Origin of the sequence: Streptomyces sp. NRRL B-1347, from assembly GCF_000720325.1 — a bacterium.
Lineage (GTDB): Bacteria > Actinomycetota > Actinomycetes > Streptomycetales > Streptomycetaceae > Streptomyces.
This window is the reverse complement of sequence record NZ_JOJM01000003.1, coordinates 1-19,372: the sequence shown is the minus strand read 5'-3', so window position 1 is coordinate 19,372 and position 19,372 is coordinate 1. Positions and strand designations below refer to the sequence as shown.

The following is a 19,372-nucleotide window of genomic DNA, read 5'->3' as shown; positions in this document are numbered from 1 at the left end:
TGGCCGCGCCACGTATTAAGATCCACGCGAAAAGCGACCTGCATCGGTACCTGCGCGACACGCTGGCCGTCGTCCTTGGAACCGAAGTGGCTCCGAGCCGTGACGACGTGTCCCTCGTGGAGCTGGGTCTCGATTCGTTCGGCTGCGCCCAGTGGCTGCACGAGGTCAACCGAACCCTCGGGCTTTCCCTCACAGTGGCCCAGGTCTGCGGTCACCCCACGTTCCGTACGTTGTCCGCCCTGATCGAGGGCGCCATGGGAGAACAGATGAGTGCCACACCCGCTGGGTCCTCTGCCGCCCGCGGCACGTCCGCGCCCGGGCGCCAGGCCATCGCCGCGCACCTGCGTGAGAGCCTCGCGGCGGAGCTGGAGCTCGTCGCGGCGGACATCGACGACGAGGCGCCCTTCGTGGAGCTGGGCCTCGACTCGATCACCGGTGTCACCTGGACCCGGAAGCTGAACACGCACTTCCAGCTGTCGCTCTCCGCGACCCAGGTCTACAGCCACCCCACGGTCGACGAGCTCGCGGGGCACTTGGCCGAGCTGCTCGGCGGCGGCGCCGACGACGAACCGGTGCAGGCTCCCGGCGATGCTGAGCCCGAGCCCGTTGAGGCGACCCCCGTGGGCCCGGACGCACCGGCATCCGCGCACGCCGCGGAGTCCGCGCTCGCCGCGTGGCTGCGGGCCAGTCTCGCCAAGGAGCTGGAGCTCGTCGCGGCGGACATCGACGACGAGGCGCCCTTCGTGGAGCTGGGGCTCGACTCGATCTCCGGCGTCACCTGGACCCGGTCCCTCAACACGCGCCTGCGGCTCTCGCTGTCCGCGACCACGGTCTACGGGCACCCGACGATCAGCGACCTGGCGCGGTACCTGACGCGGGAGCACGGCGCGGTGGCCCCCGACGCGGGGGAGGGCACACGGCCCGAGGCCGCCTCGGCAGCGGAGCCCGAGCCGCAGCCCGCCGTCGTCGAGCCCGAGCCCGTCGTAGAGCCCGAGCCTGTCCTGGAAGCCGCGCCCGCCGCTGCGCCCGAGCCCGCCGCGGCAGCGGAGCCCGAGCCCGCGCCGCAGCCCGCTGCCCAGGCGTCCCCGGCACCCGCCCCCGGGGCCGGCCTCGTGGACATCGCCGTCATCGGCATCTCCGGCGCGTTCCCCCAGGCGGAGAACGTCGACGCGTTCTGGCAGAACATCCTGGACGGCCGCGACTGCATATCCGAGGTGCCGTCCTCGCGCTGGCCCGTGGAGAAGTTCTACGACGAACGGCCCGGCGTGCCGGGGAAGTCCTCCAGCAAGTGGATGGGCGTCCTGGAGAACGCGGACCGCTTCGACCCGCTCTTCTTCTCCATCTCGCCCGGCGAGGCCGAGGCCATGGACCCGCAGCAGCGCGTCCTGCTCCAGGAGACCTGGCGCTGCGTCGAGGAGGCGGGCTACAGCCCCGACGACCTCTCCGGCACCCAGTGCGGCGTCTTCGTCGGCTGCTCCGTGAACGGCTACGGCGCCACGGCCGACGCGGCCGGGCTCAGCGCGCACCAGAACCTCGGCACCAACAGCGCCATCCTCGCCAGCCGCGTCTCCTACACCCTGAACCTCAAGGGCCCCTGCCTCTCCATCGATACCTCGTGCTCGTCGTCGCTCGTGGCCATCGCCCAGGCCTGCGACAGCCTCTGCCTCGGTGACAGCGACACCGCGCTCGCGGCCGGCGTCTGGGTCATCCCGGGCCCCGGCGTGCACGTGGCCATGAGCCAGCTGCGGGCCCTGTCGCCCGACGGCCGCTGCTACGCCTTCGACGAGCGCGCCAACGGCTTCGTACCGGCCGAGGGCGTGGGCGTCCTGCTCCTGAAGCGGCTCGCGGACGCCCAGGCCGACGGCGACCGGATCCACGCCGTCATCAAGGGCTGGGGCGTGAACCAGGACGGCAGGTCCAACGGCATCACCGCGCCCAGCGCCGAGGCGCAGGCCCGGCTCCAGAAGCACGTGTACGACAAGTTCGGCATCGACCCCGGTGACATCGAGCTCGTCGAGGCGCACGGCACCGGCACCGCCCTGGGCGACCCCGTCGAGATCGACGGCCTCGTCGACAGCTTCACTGCGCGCACCGACCGCCGCGGCCACTGCGCCGTCGGCTCGGTGAAGAGCAACATCGGCCACACCGCGTGCGCCGCCGGAGTGGCCGGCGTCCTCAAGGCCACCCTCGCCCTGGAGCACGCGACGCTGCCGCCGACCGCCCAGTACGAGCGCCTCAACGAGCACATCGACCTGGACGGCACGCCCTTCTACGTCAACACCCGGGCGCGCGAGTGGCGGCGCGCGGACCGGCCGCGCCTGGCCGCCGTCAGCTCCTTCGGCTACAGCGGCACGAACGCCCACGTCGTCCTGGCCGAGGCCCCCGACGCCGCGGCCCCTGCGGCCGAACGCCCCGGCGGCTCCCGTCTGATCGCCCTGTCCGCCCGCACGGCCGGACAGCTCCAGGACCAGGCGCGGCAGCTCGCCGGGCACCTCGAAGCGCACCCCGGCCTGAGCCTGCGCGACGTCAGCCACACCCTGGGGCGGGGCCGCAAGCACTTCCGCCACCGCCTCGCCTTCGTCGTCGACAGCACGGCAGGGGCCGCCGCGCTGCTGCGCACCTGGCTGGAGACCGGCAGCGCGCCGTCCGCGTACGCCGGTGACCACAAGCCCCGGCGCCCGGCGCGGCCCGACGTGCGGGAGGCCAGGGAACTGACGGACCCGGACCGGCTGCGGACGCTCGCCGACGAGTACGCCCGGGGCGCGGCCGTCGCGTTCGAGCTGCTCTTCGCAGCCGACCGGCGCCCGGCCCGGATCTCGCTGCCCACGTACCCGTTCGCCCAGGACTCCTACTGGCTGTCCGGCGAAGCCCCTTCGTCCGACGAGCCTGCCACGGAGGACGACGCTGAGGACAGGGCTGAGGGCGCCGCCGAGAAGCCGGAAGGCCCGGTCGACCTGCTGGCCCTGGAGCCGTGCTGGACACCGCTGCCCACGCCGCCCGCCGCCCCCGACGCCGAACCGGACGACTGGGCCGTGTGGCTCGTCGGCCCCGGCGCCGACGCGGCGGGGCGCGCGCTGCGCACCCGGCTGCCCCGCACCGTGGTGCTGCACACGTCCGAGGTGGCCGCGGACCGTCCGCTGGACGCCGCGTACGCCCGTCTGACCCGGGACGTCCTGGGCGAGCTGCGCACCCGGATCGCCGCCGGTGACCTGCCGGACGGCGGCCTCGCGCAGATCGTCGTCCTGGGGCACGGCGCCCCGGCCGCGCGGGTGCTGACCGGAGTGACCGGGCTGCTGCGCACGGCCGCCCTCGAACACCCGTGGCTGCGGGCCCAGCTCCTGGAGCACCTCGACCCCTTCGACGCCGCCGACGACCGGTCCGTGGCCGCGCTCGCCGAAGCCGTCGGGGCGGGCGCCCGCGCCCACGCCGAACAGCACGTCCGCCAGCAGGGCGGCCTGCGGTACGCCCGGCGGCTCACCGAGGTCGAGGCGCGGCCCGCGCACCGGGCCGCCGCGTCGCCGTGGCGCGACGGCGGCGTGCACCTGATCACCGGCGGCACCGGCGGCCTCGGCCTGCACGTCGCCGGGGAGCTGTCCCGCACCCTGCGCACCGGCACGGTCGTCCTCGTCGGACGCTCCGCCCCCGAGGCCGCGCGGCCGCGCCTCGCCGCCCTCGCCACGCCGGGCGTCACCGTCGAGTACCGGCAGACGGACGTCACCGACCGGCGGGCCGTCGACGCGCTCGTCGCGGACGTCGTCTCCCGCCACGGCGCGCTGCACGGCGTCGTGCACTGCGCCGGAGTGCTCCGCGACGGCTACCTCGCCACCAAGAAGGACGGGGACCTGGCCGCCGTCCTCGCCCCCAAGACCACCGGCCTGGTCAACCTCGACGAGGCCACCGCCGACCAGCCGCTCGACCACCTGGTCGTCTTCTCCTCCACGGCGGCCGCGCTCGGCAGCGCGGGCCAGGGCGACTACGCCGCGGCCAACGCGTTCCTCGACGCCTACATGGAGTACCGCGCCGACCTCGCCGCGCGCGGCCTCAGGTCCGGCCGCGCCGTGTCCGTCGGCTGGCCCCTGTGGGCCGACGGCGGCATGCGGCTCGACGGCGCGTCCCTGGAGCGGCTGCGCGGGATCGGCGTGACGCCCCTGCCCACCGGCGAAGGACTGCGGGCCCTGACCGCAGCCGTCGCGGGCGGCGCCCGGCACACCCTCCTGCTCTGCGGCGACCGCGAGCGGCTGCTCGACCGCCTGGCCGCGCACATCACCACGGAGCGGCAGCCGCTGCCGACGCCCGCCCCGGCCCCGGTCACGGACGCGCGCCCCAGCCGCCAGGAGTGGGAGCGCACGCTGGCCGCCGCCGTCTCCGAGCAGCTCAAGGTCCCCGCCGATGAGATCGACGGGGACGGGAAGTTCGGCGAGTACGGCTTCGACTCCATCAGCCTGACCGAGCTCGTGCAGCGCCTGAACGACGCCCACGGGCTGAGCCTGGCGCCCACCGTGTTCTTCGAGCACACCACCGTGGGCGCGCTCGCGACCCACATCGCCGAGCACGCGCCCGCGACGCCCGCCGAGCCCCTGCCCGCCACGGAGCCGACGCGGCCCGCCCCGGTCGCCGCAGTCGTCGCGCCCGGCCTGGACGCGATCCGACAGGCCGTGATCGCCGAGGTGTCCGGACAGCTGAAGGTCCCCGCCGATGAGATCGAGGGCGACGGGGAGTTCGGCGAGTACGGCTTCGACTCCATCAGCCTGACCGAGCTCGCCGGCCGTCTCGGCGACCGGTTCGGCGTGCGGCTGGCGCCCACGGTGTTCTTCGAGCACCGGACCGTGGACAGCGTGGCGGCACACCTGGCGGAGACGGCCCCCGCGCCGACGGTCCCGGCCGCCGAAGTCCCGTACCAGGAAGAGCCGTTGGGGCACGCCCCGGTCGAGGCGGGCCTCTCCGCCGAGCCCATCGCCGTCATCGGCATGAGCGGCAGCTTCCCGCAGGCACCCGACCTGTCCGCCTTCTGGGACAACCTGTACGCGGGCAAGGACTGCATCACGGAGATCCCCGGGGACCGCTGGGACTGGCGCGCCCTGGCTGAGGACCCGGACGTCCCGCGCGGCAAGAAGCCCGTGCGCTGGGGCGGGTTCCTCGACGGCGTCGACACGTTCGACCCGCTGTTCTTCGGCATCTCGCCCCGCGAGGCCCGCACCATGGACCCGCAGCAGCGGCTGCTGCTCACCCACGCCTGGCAGGCCCTCGAAGACGCCGGGTACGCACCCTCCGGCCTGGCGGGAAGCGACACCGCCGTCCTGATCGGCACCGCGCCGAGCGGCTACGGCAGCCTCGTCATGGGGGAGCGGGCCGGCGAGGACGGGTATGCCGCGACCGGCGTCTCCGGCTCCGTGGGCCCCAACCGCGTCAGCTACCTGCTCGACCTGCACGGCCCCAGCGAGCCCGTGGAGACGGCCTGTTCGAGCTCGCTCGTCGCCCTGCACCGCGGGGTCGAGCTGCTCCGCTCCGGCCGCAGCGGCCTTGCGCTCGTCGGCGGCGTCAACACCATCGTCAGCCCCGACCTGCACATCGGCTACAGCCGCGCGGGCATGCTGTGCGAGGACGGCCGCTGCAAGACGTTCTCCGCACGGGCCAACGGGTACGTGCGCGGCGAGGGCGTCGGCGTCCTGCTCCTCAAGCCGCTGCGCCACGCCCGGCGCGACGGCGACCGGATCCTCGGCGTCATCCGCGGCAGCGCCGTCAACCACGGGGGCCGCGCCCACTCGCTCACCGCGCCCAACCCGCGCGCCCAGGCCGACCTCCTCAAGAGCGCCTACCGCGACGCGGGCGTCGACCCGCGCACCGTCACCTACGTCGAGGCGCACGGCACCGGCACCGAACTCGGCGACCCCGTCGAGCTGAACGGCCTCAAGAGCGCCTTCGGCGAGCTGTACGCGGAGACGGCCGACGCGCCCGGCCGTCTCGACGCACCGGCCCGCTGCGGCCTCGGCTCGGTCAAGAGCAACATCGGCCACCTGGAACTGGCAGCGGGCGTGGCCGGAGTCATCAAGGTGCTGCTCCAGATGCGCCACGCCACCCTGGTCGAGAGCCTGCACTGCGCGGACCTCAACCCGTATCTGGACTTCACGGACAGCCCGTTCGAGGTCGTCCGCGAGCGGCAGCCGTGGCAGCGGCCGCGCGCCGCCGACGGCCGGACGCTCCCGCGCCGGGCGGGCGTCAGCTCCTTCGGCTTCGGCGGCGTCAACGCGCACGTCGTCATCGAGGAATACGTCGACGAGCACGATGAGCACGACGAGGACCACGGGGGACACGCGGCCATGGAAACGCACGCCGACGCGCACACGGGCACCGCGCCCCGGGCCGGGGCACCCGCACCGGCCGCGGCGCTGATCCCCCTGTCCGCGCGCACCGAGGAGCAGCTCGTCGCGCGGGCCCGGGCGCTGCGCGACCACCTCAGGGCCGGGCACGAGGCACGCCTCGCCGACCTCGCGTTCACGCTCCAGGTGGGCCGCGACGCGATGGAGGAGCGGCTCGCGACCCGGGTCACCTCGCTCGCCGACCTGGAGCGCAGGCTGACGTCGTTCGTGGCCGACCCCGGCGCCCACGACGGCTGGCACCGCGGCACGGTGTCCCGCAGGACCGGCGCCGCGCAGGACACCGGGCACCCCCTCGTGGCGGGGGAGTACGACGAAGCCCTCGCCCGGTGGGTGACCGGTCACCCACTGGACTGGCGGAGCCTGTACGCGCCGGGGGCCCGGCCCGTGCGGATCGGCCTGCCGACGTACCCGTTCGCCGAGGAGCGCTACTGGGCGGGGCGCGCCACCGCGCCCACCGCAGGGCCCGCGGCCGCGCGGCCGGACACCGCGCCCGACGCGCACCCGATGCTGCACCAGCCGGTGGACGGCACCCTGTCGGCGTACCACACCGTCTTCGACGGCGCCGAACCCTTCCTGAAGGACCATCAGGTACGCGGCCTGCGCGTCCTGCCCGGCGCCGCGCACCTGGAGATGGCCCGCGCCGCCGTCGCCCGCACCGCGGGAACGGCGGGCCGCGTCCGGCTGAGCGACGTGGTGTGGCTGCGGCCCGCCGCCTGCGCCACGGACGACGGCCTCGACGTGCGCCTCGACCTGAAGCCGACGGGCACGGACGCCTACGCGTACACGCTCCACACCGTCGGCCCCGACGGCGAGCGGACGCTGTCGAGCCAGGGCCGCGCCCGCCTGGCCGACGCGCCCGCCGAGCGCCCGGCGCTCCCGCTCGCGGACCTGCGCGCCGCCTGCGCCGACGCCGCCTTCACCGCCGCCGACGTCTACGGCCTGTACGACCGCGTGGGCATGGAGTACGGCCCGGCGCAGCGCTCGCTCACCGCCCTCGCCGTCGGCACCGACACCGCGGGGCGCCCCCAGGCGCTCGCCGAACTGCGCCTGCCCCGGGCGGCGGAGGCCACCGACGCCTACGGACTGCACCCGAGCATCCTCGACGGCGCCCTCCAGGCCACCATCGGCCTCGGACTCGGCGGCGGCGACGGCGCGGCCCCCGCACGGCCCGCGCTGCCCTTCGCCCTCCAGGAAGCGGACGTCCTGGCCGCCACCCCGGCGACGGCGTACGCCTGGATCCGGTACCAGGACGGCAGCCGCCCCGGCGACACGTCCGCGAAGCTGGACATCACCCTCCTCGACGCCGAGGGACGGGTGTGCGCGGAGCTGACAGGGCTGCTCGCACGGGTGCTGCCCGCCGATGCGGCCCCGAAGGCCACCGAGCCGACCGCGCGCCCCGCCGCACCGGCCGTCGGCACCCCGCTCGCCCCTCTCGCCGAGCGCGCGCTGCCGTACCTGCGCGACCAGCTCGCCACCGCGCTCGAAGTCGCCGCCGAACGCCTCGACGTGGACACGCCGTTGGAGTTCTACGGCATGGACTCCATGATGGCGATGGAGCTCACGCACCACCTGGAGGGCACCTTCGGGGAGCTGTCGAAGACGCTGTTCTTCGAGGTCCGCACCATCCGGGCGCTGAGCGAGCACTTCGCAGAGGCGTACCCGCAGCGGCTGCGCGCCGCCCTCGGCGGCCAGGCCCCGGAGGCTCAGGAGGCCGACACGCAGGCCCCGGCCCAGTCTCCGGCGGGGACCGCCCTCGCGCGGCCGGACACGGGCCACGTCACCGACATCGCGATCGTCGGCGTGAGCGGCCGCTACCCGCTGGCGGAGAACCTCGACGAGTTCTGGCGGAACCTGCGTTCCGGCCGCGACTGCGTCACCGAGGTCCCGGCGGACCGCTGGGACCCCCGCGACCACGAGGGCACGTCCCGGTGGGGCGGGTTCCTCGACGGCGTCGACCGCTTCGACCCGCTGTTCTTCCGCATCTCGCCGCGCGAGGCGGAGTTCCTCGACCCCCAGGAGCGGCTGTTCCTGGAGTGCGTCCACCACACCCTGGAGGACGCCGGGTACACCGGCGAGACCCTGTCCCGGCAGTCCGCCGGACGGCGCGACACTGATGCGGGCCTCGTCGCCACCGGCAAGGTCGGCGTGTTCGTCGGCGTGATGTACGAGGAGTACCAGCTCCACGGCGCCCAGGCGCAGGCGCGTGGCCACCGCGTGGCGCTCTCCGGCAGCCCGTCGTCCATCGCCAACCGGATCTCGTACTTCTACGACTTCCACGGCCCGAGCATGGCCGTGGACACCATGTGCTCCTCCTCGCTGACCGCGATCCACCTCGCCTGCGAGGCGATCAGGAGCGGTCAGTGCGAGGCGGCCGTCGCGGGCGGCGTCAACGTCAGCGTCCACCCGAACAAGTACGTGATGCTGAGCCAGGGCAAGTTCACCTCAAGCGACGGCCGCTGCCGCAGCTTCGGCGAGGGCGGCGACGGCTACGTGCCCGGCGAGGGCGTCGGCGCCGTCCTGCTCAAGCCCCTGGACCGGGCCGTCGCCGACGGCGACCAGATCCACGCGGTCATCAAGGGCACCGCCCTCAACCACGGCGGCAGGACCCACGGCTTCTCGGTGCCCAACCCGGCGGCCCAGGGCGACGTCATCACCCGCGCGCTCGCCCGTGCCGGGGTCGCGCCGCACGAGATGAGCTACCTGGAGGCGCACGGCACCGGCACCTCCCTCGGCGACCCCATCGAACTGACCGGCCTGGTCAAGGCGTTCGGGCGGACGACCGGGGCGACCGCGCCGACCTGCGCGATCGGCTCGGTCAAGTCCAACATCGGCCACTGCGAGAGCGCCGCGGGCATCGCGGGCGTCACCAAGGTGCTGCTCCAGATGCGCCACGGCGAGCTGGTGCCCAGCCTGCACGCGAGCACCCTCAACCCCCATCTGGACTTCGACGGGACGCCGTTCACCGTGCAGCGCGACCTCGCGCCGTGGCACGGGCCGCGCGTCGCGGGCGTCTCCAGCTTCGGTGCGGGCGGCGCCAACGCGCACGTGGTCCTGGCCGCGTACGAGCCCGATGACGCCCCCGCCACCCCCCGGACGCGCCCCGTCGCCGTACCCCTGTCGGCCGCGACCGAGGACCAACTGCTCGAAGCCGCACGGCGGTTGCGGGCCCGCGCGGACGGCCTCACCGAGGACGACCTCGCCGCGCTCGGCTGGACGCTCCAGACCGGCCGCACCGCCCTTGAGGAGCGCCTCGCCTTCACCGCGGACTCCCTGGAGTCCCTCCGGCGCACCCTCGACGCGTTCCTGGCCGACCCCGCCGCCCCGGGCGACTGGGTACGCGACCGGGTCAGGGCCGACCGGGCCCCGGCCGCGGCGGACGGCGAAGCCACCGGACCCCAGGAGTGCGCGGCCCGCTGGGCGCGCGGCGAAGCCGTCGACTGGGACCTGCTGTACGCGGCGGACGGCACGGCACGCCCGCGCCGGCTGAGCCTGCCCGGCTACCCCTTCGCCCGCGAGCGCCACTGGCTCGACCTGGAGACGGTGACGGGCTGCGAGCCCGCCACGCCGGACCACGTCCTCCTGACGCACCCCGTGTGGGAGGCCGAGGAGCCCGCAGACGCGACGGCCACGCCCGCGGCCGAGCGGCACGTCATCCTCGTCGGCCGGTTCGCGCCGGGCGAGGAGCCCGCGCTGACCACGGCCCTGACGGCGGTGCTGCCGGGCGCGGTGCACCACGAGACCGTGGCCCTGGCCGCCGACGCCCCCCTGGACACCGCGTACCTGACGGCGGCACGGCACGTGTTCGCCCGGGCGCGCGCCCTCCTGACGGATGGCGTGCGCGGCGGCGCGCTGCTCCAGGTCGTGCTCGTCGGCGACCGCGGCCAGGAGGCGGCGGGCCGGACCGTGTTCGGCGGTCTGAGCGGTCTGCTGCGGACCGTGGCCCTGGAGAACCCGAGGCTGCGCACCCAGCTCGTGGACTGTCTCGACGGCGCCGCGCCCGCCCTCGTCGCCGAGCGGCTGCGCGCGGAGACGGCCCCCGAGACGGCGCCCGAAGTCCGCTACCGCGCGGGCCGCCGCGAGGTCAGGCGGCTCACGGAGCTGGCTCCGGCGCCGGACGCGGGCGCCGCCCCGTGGCGCGCGGGCGGCGTGTACCTCATCACGGGCGGCACCGGGGCCCTCGGCCTCGTCACGGCCCGGGACATCGCGTCGGCCGCCGCGGGCGCCACCGTCGTACTGACCGGGCGCTCGGCGCTCGACGACGCGCAGCGGGAGGCGCTCGACGGCCTGCGGGCCGCGGGCCTGACCGTGGACCACCAGCGCACCGACGTCACCGACCGCGCCGACGTGGAACGCCTGGTGGCGCACATCGCGCGGACGCACGGGCCGCTGACCGGCGTCGTGCACGCCGCGGGCGTGCTGCGCGACAACTTCGTCGTGAACAAGGCGCCCGAGGAATTCGCGCGCGTCCTCGCGCCGAAGGTCGCGGGTCTCGTCCACCTGGACGAGCTGACCCGGGACCAGCCGCTTGAGCTGTTCCTGTGCTACTCGTCGACGACCGGTGCCCTGGGCAACGCGGGCCAGGCCGACTACGCGGCGGGCAACGCCTTCATGGACGCCTACGCCGCCCACCGGGGCCGCCTCGCGGCCGCCGGAGCGCGCCACGGCCTGACCCTGTCCCTGAACTGGCCCCTGTGGGCCGAGGGCGGCATGGGCGGGGACGCAGCCGTCGCGGACCGGCTGCGGCGGATGGACCTCGTCCCGCTGGACACCGAGAGCGGTCTGCGCGCCCTGCGCACCGGCGTCGCCGCACGCCGCACCGGCCTCGCGGACGGTCAGCTCCTGGTCGTCGCCGGGCGGCGCGACGCGGTCCTGCCGCGGCTGACCGCGCGACCCGGGCGGGCACCGGCGGCCGAGCCGCGCGCCGGTGCCGAGGAGCGGGCCGCCGCGCCGACGCCTCCCGCCACCGCGCCGACGTCCCCCGCCGGGGCGGCGGGCGGCGACCGGGCCCTGCTCGACCGCACCCGCCGCCACCTGCGCGCGCACCTGGCGGCGGGCCTCAAACTCGGCGCCGACCGGCTCGACGCGGAGGTGCCCCTCGAGCGCTACGGCATGGACTCCGTCGTGGCGATGAACCTGATCGCCCAGCTGGAGACGGACTTCGGCTCCCTGCCCAAGACCCTGTTCTTCGAGGTGCAGACGGTCCGCGAGCTCGCCGAGTACTTCGTCGCCGAGCACGGTGACGCGCTGCGCGCGCTGTTCGGCGAGACGGTCGCCGCGGTGCCCGCACCGGAGCCCGCACCGGCCCCGCTCGCCGCCGAGCCCGCGAAGGCCCAGCGCGAGGAGGCGCAGCCCGCCCCGGTACCGTCCGCCCCGGTACCGTCCGCTTCGATCCCGCCCGTCGCGATCCCGCCCGTCGCGATCCCGTCCGTCGCGGTCCCGACCGTTTCGGTCCCGTCCGCACGGGACCCGCGCGACGAGGGCGTCGCCATCATCGGCCTCGCCGGGCGCTACCCGGGCGCCGCCGACCCCGACGCCCTGTGGGGCCTGCTGCGCTCCGGCGCCGACTGCGTCACCGAGGTCCCCGCCGACCGCTGGGACCACGACGCGGTGTTCGACCCCGACCGTGACGCGGTCGGCAAGAGCTACGGCAAGTGGGGCGGCTTCCTCGACGGCGTCGACCAGTTCGACCCGCTGCACTTCGGCATCTCGCCGCGCGAGGCCGAGACCATGGACCCGCAGCAGCGGCTGTTCCTGGAGACGGTGTGGCAGCTCCTGGAACAGAGCGGCGTCACCCAGGAGGCCGTCGAGCGCACGTACGGCCGCCGGGTCGGAGTGTACGTCGGCGCGATGTACCAGATGTACCGGGCCGACACCGCCGACGTGGTGCGCTCCGCCCTGACGTCGGCGGCGTCGTACAACCTCATCGCCAACCGCGTCTCGCACTACTTCGGCCTGGAGGGCCCGAGCCTCGCCGTGGACGGCATGTGCGCGTCCTCGGCGGCGGCCATTCACCTGGCCTGCGCCGATCTGCTGAGCGGCGACAGCGAGCTGGCCATCGCGGGCGGGGTGAACCTGACCGTCCACCCGGACAAGTACCGGGCGCTGTCCCGGGCGGGCCTGCTCGGCAGCCACCGCGGCAGCCGCAGCTTCCGCGACGGCGACGGCTATCTGCCCGCCGAGGCGGTGGGCGCCGTCCTGCTCAAGCCGCTGGCCGCCGCCCGCAGGGACGGCGACACCGTCCTCGCCGTCATCAAGGGCAGCGCCTCGCTGCACGGCGGCCGCGCGGGCCAGTTCATGGCCCCGAGCCGCAGGACGCAGGTGAACGTGGCCCGCAGGGCCCTGGAGAAGGCGGGCTGCGAGCCCGCGTCGATCGGCTACGTGGAGGCCGCGGCCAACGGGTCCGCGCTCGGCGACGCCGTCGAGGCGGGCGCGCTCCGCGAGGTCTTCGGCGACGTCACCGAGCCGATCGCGCTCGGCTCGGTGAAGTCCAACCTGGGCCACCCCGAGGCCGCGTCCGGCATCGCCCAGCTCACCAAGGTCATCCTCCAGCTCCGCCACCGGGAGCTGGCGCCCCGCACCGCGGTCGGCACGCCCAACCCCGAACTCCGCCTGGACGAGGGTCCGTTGCGGCTGTGCGAGACGCTGACGCCCTGGGAGCCGCGCCCCGGCACGCCCCGGCGCGCGCTGCTCAACTCCGTCGGAGCGGGCGGCAGCCACGTCAGCCTCGTCGTGGAGGAGGCGCCGGAGCCCGAGCGCCCGGAGGCCAACCGGCCGCAGCCGACGCGGCCTGAGCTGATCCTGCTGTCCGCCGGTGACCCCGAGCGGCTGCGCACCGCGGCCCGCCTCCTGCACGACTTCGTCGAGCGGAGCGACGCACCGGGCGCGGACGCCGCCGCCTGGCTCGCCGACGTCGCCCACACGCTGCGCGTGGGCAGGGAAGCGCAGGCCGAGCGCCTGGCGTTCGTCACGGACTCCCGCGCGGGCCTGCTGCGCACGCTCGCCGATTTCCTGGCGGACCGGCCCCCGTACGGCCCGCTGTACCGGGGCGACGCGGAGGCGGGGGGCGCCACCCTGGGCGACCTGCTCGCGGGCGGCCACGGCGAGGCGTTCGTCCGCGCGCTCGTGACCGACGGCGAACTCGACCGGCTCGCCGAGCTGTGGGTGCGCGGCGGCCGGATCCCCTGGCGCGCACTGCACACCGGGCAGGGGCGCCGACTCGTACCGCTGCCGACGACGGCGTTCCGGCGCAAGCGGTACTGGGTGGGGCACACGGGTACGCCGACGGCGGCCACAGACACCCCCGCGGCGGCCACAGACATCTCCACGGCGGCCACGGGCACGCTCGCGGCGGCTCCCGCACCCGACGCGGCCACCCCGCACACCGACCAGCACCCCGACCCCGTCGCCGAACCCGACGGCGCCGGGCGCGGCGACGACATCCTGCGCTACCTCGCGGACTACTTCAGCGACGCCCTCGGCTTCGGCCCCGGCGAACTCCCGCTGGACAAGGACCTGCACAGCCTGGGCGCCGACTCCGTCCTGTGGGTGCGCCTGCGGCGCGCGGTGGAGACCGACCTCGGTCTCACCCTCACCACCCGGGAGATCGTCGAACTCACCACCCTGGAGCGCATCGCGGACCGGCTCGCCGCGAAGCGCGGAACCCCGCAGCCACCCGAAGCACCGGACGTACGCGAAGCACGGGCCAAGGCCCTGGAGCAGTTCCGCCAGGGCCACGTCGGACTCGAAGAACTCAAGTCACTCATGAAGGAAGCACCGGGCGCGTGAACGAGGATCAGATTCTGGCGGGCTTCAAGGCGGGCCTCTACACCGCCGAGGACGTGCTCGCGTTCTACGAACGACTCCAGGACTCCGCGCAGGCGGGCGTCACGGACCGGCGTGCCCTCTCCGAGGGCCAGAAGGGGCTGTGGCTGCTCCACAAGCTGCGGCCCGCGTCGGACGTGTACAACGTCCCCGTCTGCTTCCGCACGTCGGCGCCGTTCGACGTCGCGGTCTTCGAGGAGGCCTTCCGGCAGGTGACGTCCCGGCACGCGCTGCTGCACAGCGTGGTCGTCGAGGACGAGGGCACCCCGTACCTGGTGCGGCGCCCCGACGGCGGCGACGCGCCCTTCCGGCACCAGACCGTGCCGCAGGGGCTGCCCGACGACGTCCTGCTCGCCCTGGCGCGCGAGCAGGCCAAGGCGCCCTTCGACCTGCACGAGGAGGGACCGGCCCGGGCCGTCGTGTACACGGCGGGCACGGCCGAGGCGCCGCAGACCCTCGTGCTGCTCGTCCTGCACCACCTGGTGTTCGACGGCGCCTCGACCCCCGTCCTGCTGCGCGACCTGCTCCGCACGTACGACACCCTGCTCCAGGGCGGCACGCCCGAGCCCGCGGCCGCGCGGCACGACGCCTACGACGCGTTCGTGCGCTGGGAGGCGGACTTCCTCGCGGGCCCCGAAGGCGCCCGCCACCGCGCCTTCTGGCAGGACACCCTGGCGGGCGACCTGCCGGTCCTCAGCCTCGGCATCGAGCGCGCCCCCGCGCCCGGCGCCGCCGTGGTGGGCGAGACCGTCGCCCTGCCGCTGCCCCCGGCCCTCGCCGCCCGCGTGCGCGACCTGTGCGCGGCCCGCGGCGCCAAGCCCGCGGTGCTCTTCCTCGCCGTGTACGAACTGCTCCTGCACCGCTACAGCGGCGAGCGCGACCTCATTGTCGGCGTGCCCTCCCTGGGCCGGCCGGACGCGACCTACGACGACGCGGTCGGCTACTTCGTGAACATGCTGCCCGTGCGCCACGGCGTGCGCGGCGACGTGCCGTTCACGGACTTCGTGCGCGACCTGACGCTCGTCATGGCCGACGGCCTCGACCACGCCGCGTACCCGTTCCCGCGCATGGTGCAGGACCTGAACCTGCGCACGGACCCCGACACCTCCCCGGTCTTCCAGGTGTCGTACGTCTTCCAGAACCAGCGCATGATGCACGTCACGGACGGCGACGTGCTCGGCCTCGACCTGGCCCGCTCGCTGCGGTTCGTGGAGGAGATATCCCAGGAGGGGGAGTTCAAGCTCCACCTGGAGGTCGTCGAGCACGCCGCCGACGCCTACATGCTGCACCTCAAGTACGACGCCGCGCGCTTCGACGCGGCGGACGTCGAGCGCTTCCTCGGCCACTACGAGACCCTCCTGAGCGCCCTCGTCGACGCCCCGGAGCAGCTGCTTTCCGAGGCCTCGCACCTGTCGGACGACGAGCTGCGCCGCTTCGACGCGTGGAACGACACCACCCGGCCCTTCTCCGCCGAGCGCAGCCTGCCCGACCTGCTCGCCGACGCCGTCGCCCGCCACGGCGACCGCACCGCCCTCGTGTACGGCGAGCGCTCCCTGACGTACGCCGAACTCGCCGAGCGCACCGACGCCCTGGCCGCCGAGCTGCGCCGCCGCGGCGTCACCGCGGACACCGTCGTCGGCATCTCCATGGAACGCTCCATGGAGATGGTGATCGCCCTGTGGGCGGTCATGAAGGCGGGCGGCGCCTACCTCCCGCTCGAGCCGGACTACCCGGCCGAACGCATCCAGTACATGATCGAGGACTCGGGCGCCGCCCTCGTCCTCGCCCAGTCCGCCTCCGACGTCTCCGCCCTGGCCGGGGCGCGCACGGTGCTCCGCCTGGACACCGAAGGACGGCCGGTCCCCGACGGCGCCCCGCGCGCCCAGGACCCGGCAGCCCCCGCCCGGATCGCCCCCGGCGACCTCGCGTACGTCATCTACACCTCAGGCTCCACCGGCCGCCCCAAGGGCGTCATGGTCGAGCACCGCGCTGCCGTCAACCGCGTCGAGTGGATGCAGAACGAGTACGCGCTGACCCCCGACGACGTCGTGCTCCAGAAGACGCCGTTCAGCTTCGACGTCTCCGTGTGGGAGTTCGTCTGGCCGCTGATCACGGGCGCGCGCCTGGTCGTCGCCGCGCCGGGCGGCCACAAGGACCCCGCGTACCTGGTGTCGCTCATCCGCGCCGCCGAGGTCACCACCGCGCACTTCGTGCCGCCCATGCTGCGCCTCATGCTCGACCACGAGGGCTGGGCGCGCTGCACCTCGCTGCGCCAGGTCTTCTGCAGCGGCGAGGCCCTGCCGCCGGAGCTGCCCGCGCGGCACTACGCCCAGCACCGCGCCCGTCTGCACAACCTGTACGGCCCCACCGAGGCCGCCATCGACGTCACCCACTGGGCCTGCCCGCCCGACACCACGGCGCGCGCGGTGCCGATCGGCCGCCCGATCCAGAACATCCAGCTGCACGTCCTGGACGACCTGGGCCGGCTGCAGGCCGTGGGCTGCGCGGGCGAGCTGCACATCGCAGGCGTCGGCCTGGCCCGCGGCTACCTCAACAACCCCGCTCTGACGCGCGAGCGCTTCGTCCCGAACCCGTTCGCCGCGGACCCGGACGCCCGCATGTACCGCACGGGCGACCTCGTCCGCCGGCTGCCCGACGGCACCCTGGAGTACCTCGGCCGCATCGACAACCAGGTCAAGCTGCGCGGCTTCCGCATCGAGCTCGACGAGATCGAGGACCGCCTCGCCCGCCACCCCGCCGTGCGGGCCTGCGCCGTCCTCGCCCGCGAGGACAGCCCCGGCAGCCCGCGGCTCGTCGGCTACGTCGTCCTCGACGAGGCGCACACGGGGGAGTTCCACGACACCCTGGTGCGCCACCTCGGGCAGTCGCTGCCCGAGTACATGGTCCCGGGCGCCCTGGTCCGCCTCGACGCCCTGCCGCTGACCGCCAACGGCAAGCTCGACCGGAAGGCGCTCCCGGCCCCCGACGCCGACGCGTACGCCGTGGCCGGTGACCGCGTCGCCCCGCGCACGCCCACCGAGCGGACCCTGCTCGCGGTCTGCGCGGGCCTGCTCGGCTTCGACGAGGAGCGCATCGGCGTCCACGACAACTTCTTCGCCCTCGGCGGGCACTCGCTGCTCATCCCGAAGCTGACCGCGCGCCTGCACGACGCGGGGCTCGACTGCGAGCTGCACAGCGTGTTCGCCGCCGCCACGCTCGCCGACCTGGCCGCCGCGATCGACGCGGCGCACGCCAAGGCGGACCCCGGCGCGCGGGACGCGGCGGACGCCGCCCCGGCGCGGACGGCGTTCACCGTCCCGCCGAACGGCATCCCCGAGGACTGCGACCGGCTCACCCCGGACATGCTGCCCCTGGTCTCCCTGACCGAGGACGAGCTGGCGGCGGTCGTCGCCGCCGTGCCCGGCGGCGCGCCCAACGTCCAGGACGTGTACCCGCTGGCGGCCCTCCAGGAAGGCATGCTCTTCCACCACCTCAAGGAGAGCGGCCGCGACCCGTACGTGCTCTCCGGCGTGTTCTCCTTCGAGAGCAGGTCCCACCTGGACGGCTTCGTGCGCGCCCTGCGCGCGGCCGTCGCCCGGCACGACGCGCTGCGCACGGCGATCCTCACCCAGGGCCTGTCCCGGCCCGTCCAGGTCGTGGTGCGCCGCGCGGAGCTCGACCTGGAGGAGTTCGAGGTGCCCGCGGGCCGCGACGCCGAGGGCGAGATCCGCGAACTCCTGGCCCGGCCGCAGGCGATGCGCCTTGACCGCGCCCCGCTGATCCGGCTGCGCGCCACCCGGCAGCCCTCCACCGCCACCTGGTACGCCGCGCTCAACCTGCACCACGTCATCGACGACGCGACCTCGCTGGGCCTGCTGTTCCGCGAGGTCGTCGCCCATATGACGGGCCGCGCGGGGGAGCTGGCCCCGCCCGCTCCGTACCGCGACTTCATCGCCCACGTGCAGCACCGCGCGCGCGAGCTCGACCCGGCGGACTACTTCCGGGACCGGCTCGGCGACGTCACCGAGCCCACCGTGATGTTCGGGCTCCAGGATGTCCACGGCGACGGCCGCAGCGTCCTGGACCTGCGCCGCCCGCTGGCCGCCCGCCTCGGCGAGCGGATCCGGGCCTGCGCGAAGGACCTGCGGATCAGCCCGGCCACGCTCTTCCACGCGGGCTGGGCCCTGGTCGTGGCGGCCTGCGCGGGCCGCGACGACGTGGTCTTCGGCACCGTCATGTCGGGCCGCCTCCAGGGCCCGCGCGGCATCGAGCGCATGCTCGGCAACTTCATCAACACCCTCCCCGTGCGCGTCGACCTGACCGGGGTGAGCGTGCGCGACCTGGTGAGCGCCACCGACCGGACCCTGCGCGACCTGGTGCGCCACGAGCAGACCCCGCTCGCCGTCGCCCACGGCCACAGCGCCGTACCGCCGGAGACGCCGCTGTTCAACGCGATCCTGAACTACCGGCACCTGGAGTCCGACGACCGCATCGACGACAGCGAGCTGGAGCGCGCGGGCGTCAAGTCCCTCGCGGGCGTCATCGAGCGCAGCAACTACCCCATCGCCCTGTCCGTCGACGACCTCGGGCACTCCTTCTCGCTCGACGCGCAGATCGACCGGGCCCAGGACGCCGAGCTGGTCATCGGCTACCTGGAAACCTCCAGGCCGGACGCGGTGGCGGTGGAGTTCGAGGACCGTCGTCTGTCGTACGGGGAGCTGAACGCGCGGGCGAACCGTCTCGCCCGGCATCTGCGCGGTCTGGGCGTGGGCCCGGACGTCCTCGTCGCCCTGTGCCTGCCGCGCAGCGAACACCTCGTGGTGGCCGTGCTCGCGGTGCTCAAGGCGGGCGGCGCGTACGTGCCCGTGGACCCGGCGTCCCCCGCGGACCGGCTCGCGCACATCCTGACGGACAGCGCACCCCGCGTCCTGGTCACGGACGGCGCGCTGCCCGAGGGCCTCGCCGTCCCCGCCATCCCCGTCGTGGACGTGCGCGCGGACGCCGACCAGTGGGCGGCCCGCGCCGCCGACGACCTGTCGGTGCCGGACCTCACGCCGTCCGCCATGGCGTACGTGATCTACACGTCGGGCTCGACGGGCGTGCCCAAGGGTGTGGTCGTCGAACACCGCAATGTGGTGCGGCTGTTCACGTCCACGGACGACTGGTTCCGCTTC

The 19,372-nt window shown here is 74.9% G+C and carries 2 protein-coding genes; both read left to right on the top strand.

All coding sequences use genetic code 11. The features are described 5' to 3' along the window. Positions 1 to 86: 86 nt before the first annotated feature. Complete coding sequence (locus IG74_RS52650; RefSeq protein ID WP_037824318.1) at positions 87 to 14,162, top strand: SDR family NAD(P)-dependent oxidoreductase; 14,076 nt, start codon at positions 87 to 89, stop codon at positions 14,160 to 14,162. Beyond that, positions 14,159 to 19,372, top strand: a 5,214-nt coding sequence (locus IG74_RS0102700; protein ID WP_158857387.1) for a non-ribosomal peptide synthetase, incomplete at its 3' end; no start/stop codon positions are given. The genes IG74_RS52650 and IG74_RS0102700, both read left to right, overlap by 4 nt.